At 66.4% G+C, this 15,421-nt stretch carries 27 protein-coding genes; 26 read left to right on the top strand and 1 reads right to left on the bottom strand.

Translation table 11 applies throughout. From position 1 onward, the window contains the following. Positions 1 to 10: 10 nt before the first annotated feature. The 26 genes from rpsS to truA all read left to right on the top strand — a co-directional run bounded on the left by rpsS (position 11) and on the right by truA (position 14,467). Positions 11 to 292, top strand: coding sequence for a 30S ribosomal protein S19 (gene rpsS / locus AB0436_RS23685; protein WP_164264446.1), 282 nt, complete (start codon positions 11 to 13; stop codon positions 290 to 292). A gap of 41 nt (positions 293 to 333) precedes the next feature. After that, the gene (gene rplV, locus AB0436_RS23680) at positions 334 to 681 is read left to right on the top strand and encodes a 50S ribosomal protein L22 (RefSeq protein WP_006604878.1); all 348 of its coding nucleotides are present in this window, start codon (positions 334 to 336) and stop codon (positions 679 to 681) included. After that, positions 681 to 1,538, top strand: coding sequence for a 30S ribosomal protein S3 (gene rpsC / locus AB0436_RS23675; protein ID WP_365851769.1), 858 nt, complete (start codon positions 681 to 683; stop codon positions 1,536 to 1,538). The genes rplV and rpsC overlap by 1 nt, the downstream gene beginning before the upstream one ends. A gap of 5 nt (positions 1,539 to 1,543) precedes the next feature. Next, complete coding sequence (gene rplP / locus AB0436_RS23670; RefSeq protein WP_164264448.1) at positions 1,544 to 1,963, top strand: 50S ribosomal protein L16; 420 nt, start codon at positions 1,544 to 1,546, stop codon at positions 1,961 to 1,963. Further along, positions 1,963 to 2,187 (top strand): 50S ribosomal protein L29, encoded by a 225-nt coding sequence (gene rpmC, locus AB0436_RS23665; protein ID WP_028812369.1) that lies wholly within the window; start codon positions 1,963 to 1,965, stop codon positions 2,185 to 2,187. The genes rplP and rpmC overlap by 1 nt, the downstream gene beginning before the upstream one ends. Next, positions 2,187 to 2,483 (top strand): 30S ribosomal protein S17, encoded by a 297-nt coding sequence (gene rpsQ, locus AB0436_RS23660; RefSeq protein ID WP_365851767.1) that lies wholly within the window; start codon positions 2,187 to 2,189, stop codon positions 2,481 to 2,483. Before rpmC ends, rpsQ begins: the two co-directional genes overlap by 1 nt. A 100-nt stretch (positions 2,484 to 2,583) precedes the next feature. Then, positions 2,584 to 2,952, top strand: a complete 369-nt coding sequence (gene rplN, locus AB0436_RS23655) for a 50S ribosomal protein L14 (protein WP_003966950.1) — start codon at positions 2,584 to 2,586, stop codon at positions 2,950 to 2,952. Positions 2,953 to 2,954: 2 nt separating this feature from the next. Then, complete coding sequence (gene rplX / locus AB0436_RS23650; RefSeq protein WP_365851766.1) at positions 2,955 to 3,278, top strand: 50S ribosomal protein L24; 324 nt, start codon at positions 2,955 to 2,957, stop codon at positions 3,276 to 3,278. Then, positions 3,278 to 3,835, top strand: a complete 558-nt coding sequence (gene rplE, locus AB0436_RS23645) for a 50S ribosomal protein L5 (protein ID WP_365851765.1) — start codon at positions 3,278 to 3,280, stop codon at positions 3,833 to 3,835. Before rplX ends, rplE begins: the two co-directional genes overlap by 1 nt. Before the next feature lie 2 nt (positions 3,836 to 3,837). Then, complete coding sequence (locus tag AB0436_RS23640; RefSeq protein WP_024491590.1) at positions 3,838 to 4,023, top strand: type Z 30S ribosomal protein S14; 186 nt, start codon at positions 3,838 to 3,840, stop codon at positions 4,021 to 4,023. Between the two features lie 211 nt (positions 4,024 to 4,234). Next, positions 4,235 to 4,633 carry a 30S ribosomal protein S8 gene (gene rpsH / locus AB0436_RS23635; RefSeq protein WP_164264452.1) on the top strand — a complete coding sequence of 133 codons (399 nt, stop codon included), beginning with the start codon at positions 4,235 to 4,237 and terminating at the stop codon, positions 4,631 to 4,633. A gap of 21 nt (positions 4,634 to 4,654) precedes the next feature. Then, a complete protein-coding gene (gene rplF / locus AB0436_RS23630; RefSeq protein ID WP_328537214.1) occupies positions 4,655 to 5,194 on the top strand; it encodes a 50S ribosomal protein L6 in 540 nt (179 codons plus the stop codon). A gap of 3 nt (positions 5,195 to 5,197) precedes the next feature. Continuing rightward, positions 5,198 to 5,581 carry a 50S ribosomal protein L18 gene (gene rplR, locus AB0436_RS23625; RefSeq protein WP_327295855.1) on the top strand — a complete coding sequence of 128 codons (384 nt, stop codon included), beginning with the start codon at positions 5,198 to 5,200 and terminating at the stop codon, positions 5,579 to 5,581. Between the two features lie 46 nt (positions 5,582 to 5,627). Next, entirely contained in the window at positions 5,628 to 6,230 is a 603-nt protein-coding gene (gene rpsE / locus AB0436_RS23620) for a 30S ribosomal protein S5 (protein ID WP_366469925.1), read from the top strand. After that, positions 6,230 to 6,412 carry a 50S ribosomal protein L30 gene (gene rpmD, locus AB0436_RS23615; protein ID WP_093594204.1) on the top strand — a complete coding sequence of 61 codons (183 nt, stop codon included), beginning with the start codon at positions 6,230 to 6,232 and terminating at the stop codon, positions 6,410 to 6,412. Before rpsE ends, rpmD begins: the two co-directional genes overlap by 1 nt. A gap of 1 nt (position 6,413) precedes the next feature. Next, positions 6,414 to 6,869, top strand: a complete 456-nt coding sequence (gene rplO, locus AB0436_RS23610; RefSeq protein ID WP_365851764.1) for a 50S ribosomal protein L15 — start codon at positions 6,414 to 6,416, stop codon at positions 6,867 to 6,869. A gap of 213 nt (positions 6,870 to 7,082) precedes the next feature. Beyond that, the gene (gene secY / locus AB0436_RS23605; RefSeq protein WP_366469924.1) at positions 7,083 to 8,396 is read left to right on the top strand and encodes a preprotein translocase subunit SecY; all 1,314 of its coding nucleotides are present in this window, start codon (positions 7,083 to 7,085) and stop codon (positions 8,394 to 8,396) included. Further along, on the top strand, positions 8,396 to 9,061 hold the full coding sequence (locus AB0436_RS23600; protein WP_366469923.1) for an adenylate kinase: 666 nt from the start codon (positions 8,396 to 8,398) through the stop codon (positions 9,059 to 9,061). Before secY ends, AB0436_RS23600 begins: the two co-directional genes overlap by 1 nt. Positions 9,062 to 9,170: 109 nt before the next feature. After that, positions 9,171 to 10,025, top strand: a complete 855-nt coding sequence (gene map / locus AB0436_RS23595; RefSeq protein ID WP_366469922.1) for a type I methionyl aminopeptidase — start codon at positions 9,171 to 9,173, stop codon at positions 10,023 to 10,025. A 155-nt stretch (positions 10,026 to 10,180) separates the two neighbouring features. After that, positions 10,181 to 10,402: a translation initiation factor IF-1 gene (gene infA, locus AB0436_RS23590; protein WP_014047798.1), complete on the top strand. Its 222-nt coding sequence runs from the start codon at positions 10,181 to 10,183 to the stop codon at positions 10,400 to 10,402. Positions 10,403 to 10,464: 62 nt separating this feature from the next. Continuing rightward, a complete protein-coding gene (rpmJ, locus tag AB0436_RS23585; protein ID WP_003956441.1) occupies positions 10,465 to 10,578 on the top strand; it encodes a 50S ribosomal protein L36 in 114 nt (37 codons plus the stop codon). 191 nt (positions 10,579 to 10,769) lie between these two features. Further along, positions 10,770 to 11,150, top strand: a complete 381-nt coding sequence (gene rpsM / locus AB0436_RS23580) for a 30S ribosomal protein S13 (protein WP_164264459.1) — start codon at positions 10,770 to 10,772, stop codon at positions 11,148 to 11,150. 96 nt (positions 11,151 to 11,246) lie between these two features. Then, positions 11,247 to 11,651, top strand: coding sequence for a 30S ribosomal protein S11 (gene rpsK, locus AB0436_RS23575; protein ID WP_125496499.1), 405 nt, complete (start codon positions 11,247 to 11,249; stop codon positions 11,649 to 11,651). 137 nt (positions 11,652 to 11,788) lie between these two features. After that, on the top strand, positions 11,789 to 12,811 hold the full coding sequence (locus tag AB0436_RS23570) for a DNA-directed RNA polymerase subunit alpha (protein WP_365851760.1): 1,023 nt from the start codon (positions 11,789 to 11,791) through the stop codon (positions 12,809 to 12,811). Positions 12,812 to 13,031: 220 nt separating this feature from the next. Beyond that, the gene (gene rplQ, locus AB0436_RS23565; RefSeq protein ID WP_327295852.1) at positions 13,032 to 13,526 is read left to right on the top strand and encodes a 50S ribosomal protein L17; all 495 of its coding nucleotides are present in this window, start codon (positions 13,032 to 13,034) and stop codon (positions 13,524 to 13,526) included. An 89-nt stretch (positions 13,527 to 13,615) separates the two neighbouring features. Next, complete coding sequence (truA, locus tag AB0436_RS23560) at positions 13,616 to 14,467, top strand: tRNA pseudouridine(38-40) synthase TruA (protein WP_366469921.1); 852 nt, start codon at positions 13,616 to 13,618, stop codon at positions 14,465 to 14,467. Between the two features lie 47 nt (positions 14,468 to 14,514). Here the strand turns inward: truA and AB0436_RS23555 are convergent, their stop codons facing one another. Continuing rightward, positions 14,515 to 15,363, bottom strand: coding sequence for a hypothetical protein (locus AB0436_RS23555; protein WP_366469920.1), 849 nt, complete (start codon positions 15,361 to 15,363; stop codon positions 14,515 to 14,517). Between the last annotated feature and the right edge of the window lie 58 nt (positions 15,364 to 15,421).

Below are 15,421 nucleotides of genomic sequence, written 5' to 3'. Positions count from 1 at the left end.
GCGGGTTCAGATGCCGCGCAGTCTCAAGAAGGGGCCTTTCGTCGACGGACACCTCGTCAAGAAGGTGGACGTACAGAACGAAGCAGGCACCAAGAACGTCATCAAGACCTGGTCCCGGCGCTCGATGATCATCCCGGACATGCTGGGACACACCATCGCGGTGCACAACGGCAAGATCCACGTCCCGGTGTTCGTCACCGAGTCGATGGTCGGCCACAAGCTCGGCGAGTTTGCGCCGACCCGCACCTTCCGCGGCCACGTCAAGGACGACCGCAAGTCGAAGCGCCGCTGAGGCGGGGTGCGATGACTATGAACGACACCGAAGGGACAACCATGGAAGCCAGGGCCCAGGCGCGGTACATCCGCGTCACGCCCATGAAGGCCCGCCGCGTGGTGGACCTTATCCGTGGCATGGATGCCACGGAGGCTCAGGCGGTCCTGCGTTTCGCCCCGCAGGCCGCGAGCGTGCCGGTCGGCAAGGTGCTTGACAGCGCCATTGCCAACGCCGCACACAACTACGACCACACCGACGCCGGCAGCCTCGTCATTTCCGAGGCGTACGTCGACGAGGGCCCGACCCTGAAGCGGTTCCGTCCGCGCGCCCAGGGCCGTGCCTACCGGATCCGCAAGCGGACCAGCCACATCACCGTGGTCGTCAGCAGCAAGGAAGGAACCCGGTAATGGGCCAGAAGGTTAACCCGCACGGGTTCCGGCTCGGCATCACCACGGACTTCAAGTCCCGCTGGTACGCCGACAAGCTGTACAAGGACTACGTCAAGGAAGACGTCGCCATTCGTCGCATGATGACGAAGGGCATGGAGCGCGCCGGTATCTCGAAGGTGGAGATCGAGCGCACCCGCGACCGCGTCCGCGTCGACATCCACACTGCACGTCCGGGCATCGTCATCGGCCGCCGCGGCGCCGAGGCCGACCGCATCCGCGGCGAGCTGGAGAAGCTGACCGGCAAGCAGGTCCAGCTGAACATCCTCGAGGTCAAGAACCCCGAGACGGACGCTCAGCTGGTGGCCCAGGCCGTCGCCGAGCAGCTGTCCTCGCGTGTCTCCTTCCGTCGCGCCATGCGTAAGAGCATGCAGTCGACGATGAAGGCCGGCGCCAAGGGCATCAAGATCCAGTGCGGTGGCCGTCTCGGCGGCGCCGAGATGTCCCGCTCGGAGTTCTACCGCGAGGGCCGTGTGCCGCTGCACACGCTCCGCGCGAACGTGGACTACGGCTTCTTCGAGGCCAAGACGACCTTCGGCCGTATCGGCGTGAAGGTCTGGATCTACAAGGGCAACGTCAAGAACATCGCCGAGGTGCGCGCCGAGAACGCCGCGGCCCGTGCCGGCAACCGCCCGGCCCGTGGCGGCGGCAACGACCGTCCGGCCGGTGGCCGCGGTGGTCGTGGCGGCGAGCGTGGCGGTCGTGGACGCAAGCCGCAGCAGGGCGCACCGGCAGCCGAGGCCCCCAAGGCCGACGCTCCCGCGGCGGCTGCTCCGGCCGAGGCCGCGACAACGAACAGCGCCGGAACGGAGGCCTGACCGACATGCTGATCCCTCGTAGGGTCAAGCACCGCAAGCAGCACCACCCCAAGCGCAGTGGTATGGCGAAGGGTGGCACTGAGGTCGCATTCGGTGAGTACGGCATCCAGGCTCTGACGCCGGCGTACGTGACGAACCGTCAGATCGAAGCTGCTCGTATCGCGATGACCCGCCACATCAAGCGTGGCGGCAAGGTCTGGATCAACATCTACCCGGACCGTCCGCTCACCAAGAAGCCTGCCGAGACCCGCATGGGTTCCGGTAAGGGTTCCCCGGAGTGGTGGATCGCGAACGTCAAGCCCGGTCGGGTGATGTTCGAGCTGTCCTACCCGAACGAGAAGGTCGCTAAGGAGGCGCTGACCCGCGCCGCCCACAAGCTTCCGATGAAGTGCCGCATCGTGCGGCGCGAGGCAGGTGAGTCGTGATGGCGGCCGGTACCAAGGCGACCGAGCTGCGTGAGCTGAACGACGAGGATCTCGTCGCGAAGCTCCGTGAGGCCAAGGAAGAGCTGTTCAACCTCCGCTTCCAGGCGGCGACCGGGCAGCTCGAGAACCACGGTCGGCTCAAGTCCGTCCGTAAGGACATCGCCCGGATCTACACCCTGATGCGTGAGCGCGAGCTGGGCATCGAGACGGTGGAGAGCGCCTGATGAGCGAGAAGACTGTGACTGAGACGACTGAAAGCAAGACGGGCGACCGCGGTTTCCGTAAGACCCGTGAGGGTCTGGTCGTCAGCGACAAGATGGACAAGACCGTCGTCGTCGCTGTCGAGGACCGCGTGAAGCATGCTCTGTACGGCAAGGTCATCCGCCGTACGAACAAGCTCAAGGCGCATGACGAGGCCAACGCCGCAGGCGTGGGCGACCGTGTCGTCATCATGGAGACGCGGCCGCTTTCCGCGACGAAGCGCTGGCGCATCGTCGAGATCCTCGAGAAGGCCAAGTAAGAATCCCTGAGCTCATCGCTCAGGTCAGTTCCGCCAGGCTCGCCGGGGGACCTCCACGGAAGTCCCCCGGCGGGAACCGGCAGACGATCAGGAGATAGACGTGATCCAGCAGGAGTCGCGACTTCGTGTCGCCGACAACACGGGTGCGAAGGAAATTCTCACCATTCGTGTTCTCGGTGGCTCGGGTCGCCGCTACGCGGGTATCGGTGACGTCATCGTCGCCACCGTCAAGGACGCGATCCCCGGTGGCAACGTGAAGAAGGGTGACGTCGTCAAGGCGGTCATCGTTCGCACCGTCAAGGAGCGTCGTCGTCAGGACGGCTCGTACATCCGCTTCGACGAGAACGCCGCCGTCATTCTCAAGAACGACGGCGACCCCCGCGGCACCCGTATCTTCGGCCCGGTGGGCCGTGAGCTGCGCGAGAAGAAGTTCATGAAGATCATCTCGCTCGCGCCGGAGGTGCTGTAAGCATGAAGATCAAGAAGGGCGACCTGGTTCAGGTCATCACCGGTAAGGACCGCGGCAAGCAGGGCAAGGTCATCGTGGCCTACCCCACGCAGAACCGTGTCCTCGTCGAGGGTGTCAACCGGGTCAAGAAGCACACCAAGGCCGGTCAGACCGCTCGCGGTTCGCAGACCGGTGGCATTGTGACGACCGAAGCCCCTGTCCACGTCAGCAATGTTCAGCTGGTGGTGGAGAAGGACGGCAACAAGGTCGTCACCCGCGTCGGTTACCGCTTCGACGACGAGGGCAACAAGATCCGCGTTGCCAAGCGGACTGGTGAGGACATCTGATGACTGCCACCACTGCGCCGCGTCTCAAGACGCGCTACCGCGAGGAAATCGCCGGCAAGCTGCGCGACGAGTTCTCCTACGAGAACGTCATGCAGATCCCCGGTCTCGTCAAGATCGTGGTCAACATGGGTGTGGGCGACGCCGCCCGCGACTCCAAGCTGATCGACGGTGCCATCAAGGACCTCACCACGATCACCGGCCAGAAGCCGGCCGTCACCAAGGCCCGCAAGTCGATCGCGCAGTTCAAGCTGCGCGAGGGGCAGCCGATCGGCTGCCACGTCACCCTTCGCGGTGACCGCATGTGGGAGTTCCTGGACCGTACGCTGTCGCTCGCGCTGCCGCGTATCCGTGACTTCCGTGGCCTGTCGCCGAAGCAGTTCGACGGCCGTGGCAACTACACCTTCGGTCTCACGGAACAGGTCATGTTCCACGAGATCGACCAGGACAAGATCGACCGGGTCCGGGGCATGGACATCACCGTGGTCACCACGGCGACCAATGACGACGAGGGTCGTGCCCTCCTTCGTCACCTCGGCTTCCCGTTCAAGGAGAACTGACCGTGGCGAAGAAGTCCCTGATCGCTAAGGCCGCCCGCAAGCCGAAGTTCGGCGTCCGCGGGTACACCCGCTGCCAGCGCTGCGGCCGGCCCCACTCCGTCTACCGCAAGTTCGGCCTGTGCCGCGTGTGCCTTCGTGAGATGGCCCACCGTGGCGAGCTGCCGGGCGTGACCAAGAGCTCCTGGTAATTCTCTTCTCGAGAACCAGCCAGGACTCTCGGTAAGTATCTGGTCGGCAGAAGCCCCTCCCCGCATGCCGTAGGCTTGCCGGGTTGGGCGTCTGCCGCCCTGCAACGACTTACTACGCCGTAGGTCCCCGCACCGCACCCGTCCCGCCACTGAGCGGGGAGAGGGATGGCGCATACAGGAAACCCCGGCGAGAGAGGCCGAAGGCCAATTCATGACCATGACTGATCCCATCGCAGACATGCTCACGCGTCTGCGTAACGCAAACTCGGCGTACCACGACTCCGTCGTGATGCCGCACAGCAAGATCAAGTCGCACATCGCGGAGATCCTCCAGCAGGAGGGCTTCATCACCGGCTGGAAGACCGAGGACGCCGAGGTCGGCAAGAACCTCGTTCTCGAGCTGAAGTTCGGCCCGAACCGCGAGCGCTCGATCGCCGGCATCAAGCGGATTTCGAAGCCGGGTCTGCGTGTTTACGCGAAGTCCACCAACCTGCCGAAGGTTCTCGGCGGCCTGGGCGTGGCGATCATCTCCACGTCCCACGGTCTCCTGACCGGCCAGCAGGCCAGCAAGAAGGGCGTAGGTGGGGAAGTCCTCGCCTACGTCTGGTAGTCGGGAACGGAGGAAAAGCTCATGTCGCGAATCGGCAAGCTCCCCATCCAGGTTCCCGCCGGTGTGGACGTCACCATCGACGGCCGCACGGTTGCGGTGAAGGGCCCCAAGGGTTCCCTCACGCACACCGTTGCCGCGCCGATCGAGGTCACCAAGGGCGAGGACGGCGTGCTCAACGTCGTTCGCCCGAACGACGAGCGTCAGAACAAGGCCCTTCACGGCCTGTCCCGCACGCTGGTGGCGAACATGATCACCGGCGTGACCACGGGTTACGTCAAGGCGCTCGAGATCAGCGGTGTTGGTTACCGTGTCCAGGCGAAGGGCTCCAACCTGGAGTTCGCCCTGGGCTACAGCCACCCGATCATCGTCGAGGCCCCCGAGGGCATCACCTTCAAGGTCGAGTCGCCCACGAAGCTCAGCGTCGAGGGCATCGACAAGCAGAAGGTCGGCGAGGTCGCCGCGAACATCCGCAAGCTGCGGAAGCCCGACCCGTACAAGGCCAAGGGCGTCAAGTACGCCGGCGAGGTTATCCGCCGCAAGGTCGGAAAGGCGGGTAAGTAAGCCATGGCATACGGTGTAAAGATCGCCAAGGGCGACGCGTACAAGCGCGCTGCCATCAAGCGCCGCCACGTCCGCGTCCGCAAGCACGTCTCCGGTACGCCGGAGCGTCCTCGCCTGGTCGTCACGCGCTCCAACCGCAACATCGTTGCGCAGGTCATCGACGACATCGCGGGCCACACGCTCGCTTCGGCGTCGACGCTGGACACCTCGATCCGCGGTGGCGAGGGCGACAAGAGCGCCCAGGCACAGCAGGTCGGCGCGCTCGTCGCAGAGCGTGCGAAGGCCGCAGGTGTCGAGACCGTCGTGTTCGACCGTGGTGGCAACAGGTACGCCGGGCGCATTGCCGCTCTGGCTGACGCCGCCCGCGAAGCCGGGCTGAAGTTCTAGGCCCCGGTTCCGGGACTAACGGACGTAACAGAGAGAGGTAAATCCAATGGCTGGACCCCAGCGCCGCGGAAGCGGTGCCGGTGGCGGCGAGCGGCGGGACCGGAAGGGTCGCGACGGTGGCGCTGCCGCCGAGAAGACCGCTTACGTTGAGCGCGTAGTCGCGATCAACCGCGTTGCCAAGGTTGTCAAGGGTGGTCGTCGTTTCAGCTTCACCGCGCTGGTCGTGGTGGGCGACGGTGACGGCACCGTGGGTGTCGGATACGGCAAGGCCAAGGAAGTTCCCGCGGCCATCGCCAAGGGCGTTGAAGAGGCCAAGAAGAGCTTCTTCAAGGTTCCGCGCATTCAGGGCACCATCCCTCACCCGATCCAGGGCGAGAAGGCTGCGGGCGTCGTCCTGCTGAAGCCTGCTTCCCCCGGTACCGGTGTGATCGCCGGTGGCCCGGTGCGCGCCGTTCTGGAGTGCGCCGGCGTTCACGACATCCTGTCGAAGTCGCTCGGCTCCGACAACGCGATCAACATCGTGCACGCGACCGTGGCGGCCCTCAAGGGCCTGCAGCGTCCCGAGGAGATCGCGGCTCGCCGTGGTCTGCCCCTCGAGGACGTCGCCCCCGCGGCTCTGCTGCGTGCGCGTGCGGGAGCGGGTGCGTAATGGCTCGCCTCAAGATCACGCAGACGAAGTCGTACATCGGCAGCAAGCAGAACCACCGCGACACCCTGCGTTCGCTCGGGCTCAAGCGCCTGCACGACGTGGTTGTCAAGGATGACCGCCCCGAGTTCCGCGGAATGGTGCACACCGTCCGCCACCTCGTGACGGTTGAGGAGGTCGACTGACATGGCGGAGAACAACCCGCTGAAGGTCCACAACCTCCGGCCCGCCCCGGGCGCCAAGACCGCCAAGACCCGTGTGGGCCGTGGTGAGGCGTCGAAGGGTAAGACCGCAGGTCGTGGTACCAAGGGCACCAAGGCCCGTTACCAGGTTCCGGAGCGCTTCGAGGGCGGGCAGATGCCCCTCCACATGCGCCTCCCGAAGCTCAAGGGCTTCAAGAACCCGTTCCGCACCGAGTTCCAGGTCGTGAACCTGGACCGGCTCGGCGCTCTCTACCCCGAGGGTGGCGAGGTCACGGTGGCCGACCTGGTCGCCAAGGGCGCGGTGCGCAAGAACAGCCTCGTCAAGGTCCTGGGCCAGGGCGAGATCTCGGTGGCGCTGACGGTGACGGTTGACGCCGTTTCCGGCTCCGCCAAGGAGAAGATTGCCGCTGCCGGCGGCACCGTCACCGAGCTCGTCTGAGACGACTCGATGGCCTGAACACCCAACCGGGGATGCCCTTGTGACAAGGGGCATCCCCGGTTGGTCGTTCTCAGGGAGCAGGGTCGCCGGTAAGGTGGCGTCCACTGTCTGTGGCCACGTGGTGAAACCCATGTGGCTTTTGACTGATACGTATTCATTGATCCTCAAGACCGTCACCCTTGACGCAGACGCGCCGGGGTCGCAGGAGGCACCGTGTTCACCGCGTTCGCCCGAGCGTTCAAGACGCCCGACCTGCGCAAGAAGCTGCTGTTCACTCTCGCCATCATCGTGATCTACCGGGCCGGGACGCACGTCCCCATCCCCGGCGTGGACTACACGAACGTCCAGACGTGTATGGACCAGACGAAGACCAACCAGGGTCTCTTCGGACTGGTCAACATGTTCAGTGGTGGCGCACTGCTGCAGATCACCATCTTCGCGCTCGGCATCATGCCGTACATCACGGCGAGCATCATCCTGCAGCTGCTGACCGTGGTGATCCCACGGCTGGAGGCCCTCAAGAAGGAGGGGCAGGCAGGGCAGGGGAAGGTCACGCAGTACACGCGTTACCTGACCGTGGCGCTGGCCGTCCTCCAGGGCACCGGCCTCGTGGCGACCGCTCGTACCGGCGCGCTGTTCGGCAACTGCCCGGTGGCCAACCAGATCGTGCCCGACCAGTCGATCTTCATCACCGCCACCATGGTCATCTGCATGACCGCGGGCACCTGCGTGGTCATGTGGCTCGGTGAGCTGGTGACCGACCGCGGCATCGGCAACGGCATGTCCATCCTGATGTTCGTCTCGATCGCGGCCGGCTTCCCCGGCTCGCTCTGGGCGATCAAGCAGCAGGGGAAGCTCGCCGACGGCTGGATCGAGTTCGGCGCGGTGATCATCATCGGCCTGATCATGGTCGGCCTGGTGGTCTTCGTCGAGCAGGCCCAGCGCCGGATCCCGGTTCAGTACGCGAAGCGGATGATCGGCCGCCGGGCCTACGGCGGAACGTCGACCTACATCCCGCTCAAGGTGAACCAGGCCGGTGTGATTCCGGTCATCTTCGCTTCCTCGCTGCTCTACATCCCGGGGCTGATCGTTCAGTTCAGCGGTTCCACCGCGGGCTGGGCGACCTGGGTGAAGGACAACCTGGTCAAGGGCGACCACCCTGCTTACATCATCACGTACTTCCTGTTGATCGTGTTCTTCGCCTTCTTCTATGTGGCGATCACGTTCAACCCCGAGGAAGTCGCCGACAACATGAAGAAGTATGGTGGCTTCATCCCGGGCATCCGGGCTGGCCGACCGACCGCTGAGTACCTGAGTTACGTACTCAACCGGATCACCTGGCCGGGGTCGCTGTATCTGGGTGTGATCGCTCTTGTGCCGACGATGGCGTTGGTGGGCTTCGGTGCGAACCAGAACTTCCCGTTCGGCGGGACGAGCATCCTGATCATCGTGGGTGTGGGTCTGGAGACCGTGAAGCAGATCGAGAGCCAGCTCCAGCAGCGTAATTACGAAGGGTTCCTCCGCTGATGCGTATCGTCCTCGTCGGACCGCCAGGGGCGGGCAAGGGAACGCAGGCCGCGTACCTCGCCAAGAACCTGGCGATCCCGCACATCTCCACGGGCGACCTCTTCCGTGCCAATATCAGCGAGGGCACGGCGCTGGGCAAGCAGGCCAAGGCGCTCATGGACGCCGGCAAGCTGGTTCCGGACGAGGTCACCATCGGGATGGCGCAGGATCGCATGTCCCAGCCGGACGCCGAGGGCGGATTTCTCCTCGACGGCTTCCCGCGCAATGTCGTGCAGGCCCAGGCGCTCGACGAGTGGCTGAACGCCGAGGGACAGAAGCTGGACGCGGTGCTGGATCTTGAGGTCCCCGAGGACGAGGTCGTGAAGCGGATCGCCGGCCGGCGCATCTGCCGTAACGATTCGAGCCACGTCTTTCACGTGGAGTACAGCCGCCCGAAGAAGGACGGAGTCTGCGACACCTGTGGCGGCGAGCTCTACCAGCGCGGTGACGACACCGAGGACACGGTGCGTACCCGTCTCGAGGTCTACCACACGCAGACCGAGCCGATCATCGACCACTACAAGGGCCAGGGGCTGGTGGCGACGATCTCCGCGCTCGGCAAGGTCACCGAGGTGACCGAGCGGGCCATGCAGGCCCTCCAGATGGAGCAGGCCGAGCAGGCCTGACACACAGTACGGATGTACACGGCCGCGGTGTCCCCGGGACACCGCGGCCGTACTGTTGAGTACACAGATCAGTGCTGGTTACCCCAGCCGATGCGGAAGGCGCATGTCGATGGTGGAGATCAAGACTCCCGAGCAGATCGCGAAGATGCGTGAGGCGGGGCTGGTCGTCGCCGCGATCCACGCCGCGACCCGGGAGGCCGCGGTGCCCGGGTCCACCACGCACGACCTGGACCAGGTGGCCCGCAAGGTCCTCGCCGACCACGGCGCGAAGCCGAACTTCCTGGGGTACGGCGGTTTCCCCGCCACCATCTGTACGTCGGTGAACGAGGTCGTGGTCCACGGCATCCCGGACGAGAAGACGGTCCTCAAGAACGGCGACATCATCTCGATCGACTGCGGCGCCATCATCGACGGCTGGCACGGCGACGCGGCGTACACCGCCTTCGTCGGCACCGGGCACGCACCGGAGCTGGTCGAGCTCTCCCGGGTGACCGAGGAGTCGATGTGGGCCGGTATCGCGGCGATGAAGAAGGGCGCCAGGCTCGCCGAGGTGTCGCGGGCGATCGAGGGCTACATCCGCCGCCAGCCCCGCCCGGCCTCCGGCAAGTACGGGATCATCGAGGACTACGGCGGCCACGGCATCGGCTCCGAGATGCACATGGACCCGCACCTGCTGAACTACGTCGACAAGCGGCGCCTCATCGGCCGCCACAACCCGAAGCTGGTCCCCGGCTTCTGCCTGGCCATCGAGCCGATGATCTCGCTGGGCACCCCCCGCACCCAGGTGCTCGAGGACGACTGGACGGTCATCACCACCGACGGGACCCGGTCCTCGCACTGGGAGCACTCGATCGCGCTGACCGAGCAGGGCCTGATCGTCCTGACGGCCCCCGACGGCGGCCGGGCGAAGCTGGCCGAGCTGGGTGTCACGGTGGCGCCGGATCCGCTGGACTCGGGTGTCTGAGATCTGCGCATGAGAAGCTGCGCAGCTGGGCATTCTCCCTCGATTCGTCTTTACGGATGCCCTGACGTAGACTGACTCGTCGGCTCCGGTGTACCCGCATGTCCATATGCGTGCTGCACGGAGCTGATCAAGGTAGCCGATTCGAAGGGCGAAGCGTGGCCAAGAAGCAAGGTGCCATCGAAATCGAGGGCACCGTGATCGAGTCCCTCCCGAACGCTATGTTCCGGGTGGAACTTCAGAACGGTCACAAGGTCCTAGCGCACATCAGCGGCAAGATGCGTATGCACTACATCCGCATCCTCCCGGATGACCGGGTCGTCGTGGAGCTGTCTCCTTACGACCTGACGCGTGGTCGGATCGTCTACCGCTACAAGTAGATCTTGCCCGCATCCCGCCGTACGGCGTGGTGGTGGCACCGACCCGGAGAACCTGACATCCCATGAAGGTCAAGCCGAGCGTCAAGAAGATCTGCGACAAGTGCAAGGTGATCCGCCGTCACGGTCGGGTCATGGTCATCTGCGACAACCTGCGCCACAAGCAGCGCCAGGGCTGAAGCACGACCTGCACCTCGCAGTTCTTCGCGCGACGCACGTAAATACGTACATACGCAGAGCCCGTCCGCTCACCCAGCGGGCGACACCTCCGGCGGGGGCCGGGGACCCTGAAAGGTGCCTACGCATCCGTAGGCACTTTCGTCCGGGAACGGCTTTGTGGAAGACCCCCGATATCAACAGGAGCCATTGAATGGCACGCGTTTCAGGTGTTGACATCCCGCGCGAAAAGCGCGTGGAGGTTGCCCTCACCTACGTCTTCGGCATCGGGCGCACCCGGTCCAAGGAGGCCCTGGCCGCCACCGGTGTTGACCCCAACACCCGCGTTCGTGATCTGGCCGAAGAGGACCTGGTCAAGATCCGCGAGTACGTGGACGCCAACCTCCGCACCGAGGGTGACCTCCGCCGCGAGATCCAGGCCGACATCCGCCGCAAGGTCGAGATCGGCTGCTACCAGGGTCTGCGCCACCGTCGTGGGCTTCCGGTCCACGGTCAGCGCACCAGCACGAACGCTCGTACCCGCAAGGGCCCGCGTCGCGCGATCGCCGGTAAGAAGAAGCCGGGCAAGAAGTAGTCCTCAGCCAGGTGGTGTCCATGGACACCGCTCACGGACGCTGTTCAGCGGTCTTCGCTGTGGGACCGATCACCTCCACTCCAACGGGAGTAAGACATGCCTCCTAAGGGCCGTCAGGGTGCCACCAAGAAGGTGCGCCGCAAGGAAAAGAAGAACGTCGCTCACGGGCACGCCCACATCAAGAGCACGTTCAACAACACCATCGTCTCGATCACGGACCCCTCGGGCAACGTGATCTCCTGGGCCTCCGCCGGCCACGTCGGCTTCAAGGGCTCGCGCAAGTCCACCCCCTTCGCCGCGCAGATGGCCGCCGAGTCGGCCGCCCGCCGGGCGCAGGAGCACGGCATGCGCAAGGTCGACGTCTTCGTCAAGGGTCCCGGCTCCGGCCGTGAGACCGCGATCCGCTCCCTCCAGGCCACCGGCCTCGAGGTCGGCTCGATCCAGGACGTCACGCCCACCCCGCACAACGGCTGCCGCCCGCCCAAGCGCCGCCGCGTCTGACCCTTCGGGGCCGGACTTCGCTGGACTCTCGGGCGGTACGGCGCTTCGGCGCCGTGCCGCCCGTGCCCGCGTAGGCCGTACTCTTGAAGGACTTGGGGGCGTCAAATAGTGGGCGCCCACGAAACTGAAGGATCACCATGCTTATCGCTCAGCGCCCTTCGCTGACCGAAGAGGTCGTCGACGAGTACCGCTCCCGGTTCGTCATCGAGCCGCTGGAGCCCGGCTTCGGCTACACCCTCGGCAACTCTCTCCGTCGCACCCTGCTCTCCTCCATCCCCGGCGCCGCTGTCACCAGCATCCGCGTCGACGGTGTCCTGCACGAGTTCACCACCGTGCCGGGCGTCAAGGAGGACGTGACCGACCTCATCCTCAACATCAAGCAGCTGGTCGTCTCCTCGGAGCACGACGAGCCGGTCGTGATGTACCTGCGCAAGCAGGGCCCCGGCCTGGTCACCGCTGCTGACATCGCCCCGCCGGCCGGGGTCGAGGTGCACAACCCCGACCTGGTGCTCGCCACGCTGAACAGCAAGGGCAAGCTGGAGATGGAGCTGACCGTCGAGCGCGGTCGCGGCTACGTCTCCGCCGTGCAGAACAAGCAGCTGGGCCAGGAGATCGGTCGTATCCCGGTCGACTCGATCTACAGCCCGGTCCTCAAGGTCACCTACAAGGTCGAGGCGACCCGAGTCGAGCAGCGCACCGACTTCGACAAGCTGATCGTCGACGTCGAGACCAAGCAGGCCATGCGTCCGCGTGACGCCATGGCGTCGGCCGGTAAGACCCTGGTCGAGCTGTTCGGTCTGGCCCGCGAGCTCAACATCGACGCCGAGGGCATCGACATGGGCCCGTCCCCGACGGACGCCGCGCTCGCCGCGGATCTGGCGCTGCCGATCGAGGAGCTCGAGCTCACGGTCCGTTCGTACAACTGCCTCAAGCGCGAGGGCATCCACTCGGTGGGTGAGCTCGTGGCACGGTCCGAGGCGGACCTGCTCGACATCCGCAACTTCGGCGCGAAGTCGATCGACGAGGTCAAGGCGAAGCTGGCCGGCATGGGCCTGGCGCTCAAGGACAGCCCGCCCGGATTCGACCCGACCGCCGCGGCGGACGCCTTCGGCGCGGATGACGATGCGGATGCGGGTTTCGTGGAGACCGAGCAGTACTGATCGCCTCCGGCGGGGGTGCCGGGTTGTGACCTGGCGCCCCGGGCCGGGGCTGAGGCTTTGTCCTCAATCGCCGGACGGGCTTGATACGGCTGATGCCGTGGTCACGCCTGCCGGACGCAGACCTCCGGGCTCCCGAGTCCGGGTTCCGGCGGGCAAACGTCCGTCCGGGCACTGACACCGGTACCTGATACGGCCGGTGCAGATCACAAGGAGAAACACCATGCCGAAGCCTGCCAAGGGTGCCCGTCTGGGCGGCAGTGCCGCGCACGAGCGGCTGCTTCTCGCGAACCTCGCGAAGTCGCTGTTCGAGCACGGCCGCATCACCACGACCGAGGCCAAGGCTCGTCGCCTGCGTCCGGTCGCGGAGCGTTTCATCACCAAGGCGAAGAAGGGCGACATCCACAACCGTCGCCTCGTGCTGAAGTCGATCACGGACAAGGGCGTCGTCCACACGCTCTTCACCGAGATCGCTCCCCGGTACGAGAACCGCCCCGGTGGTTACACGCGTATCACCAAGATCGGCAACCGTCGTGGCGACAACGCCCCGATGGCGGTCATCGAGCTGGTCGAGGCGCTGACCGTGGCGCAGCAGGCCACCGGTGAGGCCGAGGCCGCCACCAAGCGTGCGGCCAAGGACGCGGCGCCCAAGACCGAGGCCCCGGCCGAGGTCGTCGAGGACGCCAAGCCGGTCGAGGCCGAGTCCAAGGACGCCTGAGCGTTCTGAAGACAGCCGCACGGGCTCGTATCTCCCTTCGGGGTGGTGCGGGCCCGTTCTGCTTGTATCGGGTCGGAAAGGATGCACGGGTGAGTGACGAGGTGGAGCCCGGTTTCGTACGGGTGCGGCTGGACCTTTCGTACGACGGGAAGGACTTCTCCGGCTGGGCCAAACAGACCGAGCGGCGCACCGTGCAGGGCGAGCTGGAGTCGGCGATCCGTACGGTGACCCGCTCGGCGCGTACCTATGACCTGACCGTCGCCGGGCGCACCGACGCCGGGGTGCACGCACGCGGCCAGGTCGCCCAGGTGGATCTGCCCGAGGAGGTCTGGGACGAGCACCGGGAGAAGCTGCTGCGCCGACTGGCCGGACGGCTGCCGCGCGATGTGCGGGTGTGGCGGGCTGTCGAGGCACCGGCCGGTTTCAACGCCCGGTTCTCGGCGGTCTGGCGGCGGTACGCCTACCGGGTGACCGACGCTCCGGGCGGCGCCGATCCACTGCTGCGCGGCCATGTGCTGTGGCACGAACGCGAGTTGCACGTCACCGCGATGAACGAGGCCGCGCAGGCGCTGCTCGGTGAGCACGATTTCGCGGCGTACTGCAAGAAGCGCGAGGGCGCGACCACTATCCGCACGCTGCAGCAGTTGAGTTGGGAGCGGGGCACGGACGGCGTCATCACCGGGACGGTCCGGGCCGACGCCTTCTGCCACAACATGGTGCGGTCGCTGGTGGGCGCGCTGCTGTTCGTCGGGGACGGTCGCAGGCCGGCGGACTGGCCGGGCAAGGTGCTGGCCGTCGGCATCCGGGACCCCGGGGTGCACGTGGTGCGGCCGCACGGGCTGACCCTGGAGGAGGTCGGCTACCCGGCCGACGAGTTGCTCGCCGAGCGCAGCAGGCAGGCGCGCCGGATGCGGACCCTGCCGGGTGCGGGCTGCTGCTGAGCGGTGGCGTGGGCGCGGGGCGGACGGCGAGCAGCCGCCCGCCCGGCTCAGCTCGCCGGGGCGGCGGCCGCCGCGGAGGCCTGGGCCTGGCCGCGCGCGACGATCTGACGGAAGGTGAACTCCGCCACGTCGTCGCCGGCCGTGAAGACGTCGGCGGAGGCGTTGGTGACGTTCTTGCCGCTGAGGAAGCCGGCGACGGTGAAGTAGGCGTAGCGGCCGTAGGAGTTGGCGGTCCGGCGGCAGATCGAGCCGTTGCGGCAGAAGGTGGGGACGCCGGCGCCGCTGAGCGAGGCGATGCCGCCGGCCGACTGTTTCATGGCCTTCTGCGCCTGCGCCTCGGTGTCGAACACCGCGACGCCCACCGTGGCGGCGACCCCCGCCTTGCTGTAGGTGGCGCGGATGACCTGCCGGCAGCCGTTGTTCACCAGGATGGAGCCGAGTGCGCCCTGGGTGACGGATGCGCAGCCGGTGGTGTGGTGGGTGGCGTGCTTGGCGTACGAACGGTTGGCCACCGTCAGCTTCGCTCCGGGGAAGAGCGTGCCCGCGTTGAGCGGCGCCTTGTCCTTCTTCGAGCTGGAGATGAAGTCCTTCGGGTCGGGCGGCGGAGGCGGCGCCTTCGTGGTGAACGACGGCGCCGGCGCGCTGGACTCGCTCGGCAGGGCCTGCGGCGACGGCAGCTGAGTGGCGTTCTTGTCCGAGGCATCGGACCCGTTTCCGGCCGCTACGACGACCGCCGCCACGAGCGCGCCGACCACGGCGGTCGCGACCACGCCACCGCCGATGAACAGCCACTTCCGGCGGCGGTTGCGCGCGGCACTGATATCGGCGAGCGCCGCCCAGTCAGGCGTCTGCGAATCCCCTGGCCCCCAGGAGGGCCCCCCTTGCCCAAAGCTCATGGCGCGCATCCTAATCCGGCGCCGATGCCCCGGTTCCCGCGGGCATCCGGAATTGAGT

It is taken from the genome of Streptomyces sp. NPDC051322 (assembly GCF_040689485.1).
Lineage (GTDB): Bacteria > Actinomycetota > Actinomycetes > Streptomycetales > Streptomycetaceae > Streptomyces.
Note: the sequence above shows the minus strand (reverse complement) of the source record. Positions and strands in the feature narration are given on the sequence as shown.

What these genes read in the sequence shown, in the direction of transcription:
- rplQ (WP_327295852.1), top strand. Translation starts at nt 13,032, where the DNA reads ATGCCGAAGCCTGCCAAGGGTGCCCGTCTGGGCGGCAGTGCCGCGCAC.
- rplO (WP_365851764.1), top strand. Translation starts at nt 6,414, where the DNA reads ATGGCGGAGAACAACCCGCTGAAGGTCCACAACCTCCGGCCCGCCCCG.
- rpmD (WP_093594204.1), top strand. Translation starts at nt 6,230, where the DNA reads ATGGCTCGCCTCAAGATCACGCAGACGAAGTCGTACATCGGCAGCAAG.
- AB0436_RS23600 (WP_366469923.1), top strand. Translation starts at nt 8,396, where the DNA reads ATGCGTATCGTCCTCGTCGGACCGCCAGGGGCGGGCAAGGGAACGCAG.
- rpsS (WP_164264446.1), top strand. Translation starts at nt 11, where the DNA reads ATGCCGCGCAGTCTCAAGAAGGGGCCTTTCGTCGACGGACACCTCGTC.
- rpsM (WP_164264459.1), top strand. Translation starts at nt 10,770, where the DNA reads ATGGCACGCGTTTCAGGTGTTGACATCCCGCGCGAAAAGCGCGTGGAG.
- rplE (WP_365851765.1), top strand. Translation starts at nt 3,278, where the DNA reads ATGACTGCCACCACTGCGCCGCGTCTCAAGACGCGCTACCGCGAGGAA.
- rpmC (WP_028812369.1), top strand. Translation starts at nt 1,963, where the DNA reads ATGGCGGCCGGTACCAAGGCGACCGAGCTGCGTGAGCTGAACGACGAG.
- rpsK (WP_125496499.1), top strand. Translation starts at nt 11,247, where the DNA reads ATGCCTCCTAAGGGCCGTCAGGGTGCCACCAAGAAGGTGCGCCGCAAG.
- AB0436_RS23570 (WP_365851760.1), top strand. Translation starts at nt 11,789, where the DNA reads ATGCTTATCGCTCAGCGCCCTTCGCTGACCGAAGAGGTCGTCGACGAG.
- rpsE (WP_366469925.1), top strand. Translation starts at nt 5,628, where the DNA reads ATGGCTGGACCCCAGCGCCGCGGAAGCGGTGCCGGTGGCGGCGAGCGG.
- rpsC (WP_365851769.1), top strand. Translation starts at nt 681, where the DNA reads ATGGGCCAGAAGGTTAACCCGCACGGGTTCCGGCTCGGCATCACCACG.
- rpmJ (WP_003956441.1), top strand. Translation starts at nt 10,465, where the DNA reads ATGAAGGTCAAGCCGAGCGTCAAGAAGATCTGCGACAAGTGCAAGGTG.
- rplR (WP_327295855.1), top strand. Translation starts at nt 5,198, where the DNA reads ATGGCATACGGTGTAAAGATCGCCAAGGGCGACGCGTACAAGCGCGCT.
- AB0436_RS23555 (WP_366469920.1), bottom strand. Translation starts at nt 15,363, where the DNA reads ATGAGCTTTGGGCAAGGGGGGCCCTCCTGGGGGCCAGGGGATTCGCAG.
- rplF (WP_328537214.1), top strand. Translation starts at nt 4,655, where the DNA reads ATGTCGCGAATCGGCAAGCTCCCCATCCAGGTTCCCGCCGGTGTGGAC.
- rplV (WP_006604878.1), top strand. Translation starts at nt 334, where the DNA reads ATGGAAGCCAGGGCCCAGGCGCGGTACATCCGCGTCACGCCCATGAAG.
- rplX (WP_365851766.1), top strand. Translation starts at nt 2,955, where the DNA reads ATGAAGATCAAGAAGGGCGACCTGGTTCAGGTCATCACCGGTAAGGAC.
- map (WP_366469922.1), top strand. Translation starts at nt 9,171, where the DNA reads ATGGTGGAGATCAAGACTCCCGAGCAGATCGCGAAGATGCGTGAGGCG.
- rpsQ (WP_365851767.1), top strand. Translation starts at nt 2,187, where the DNA reads ATGAGCGAGAAGACTGTGACTGAGACGACTGAAAGCAAGACGGGCGAC.
- rpsH (WP_164264452.1), top strand. Translation starts at nt 4,235, where the DNA reads ATGACCATGACTGATCCCATCGCAGACATGCTCACGCGTCTGCGTAAC.
- rplP (WP_164264448.1), top strand. Translation starts at nt 1,544, where the DNA reads ATGCTGATCCCTCGTAGGGTCAAGCACCGCAAGCAGCACCACCCCAAG.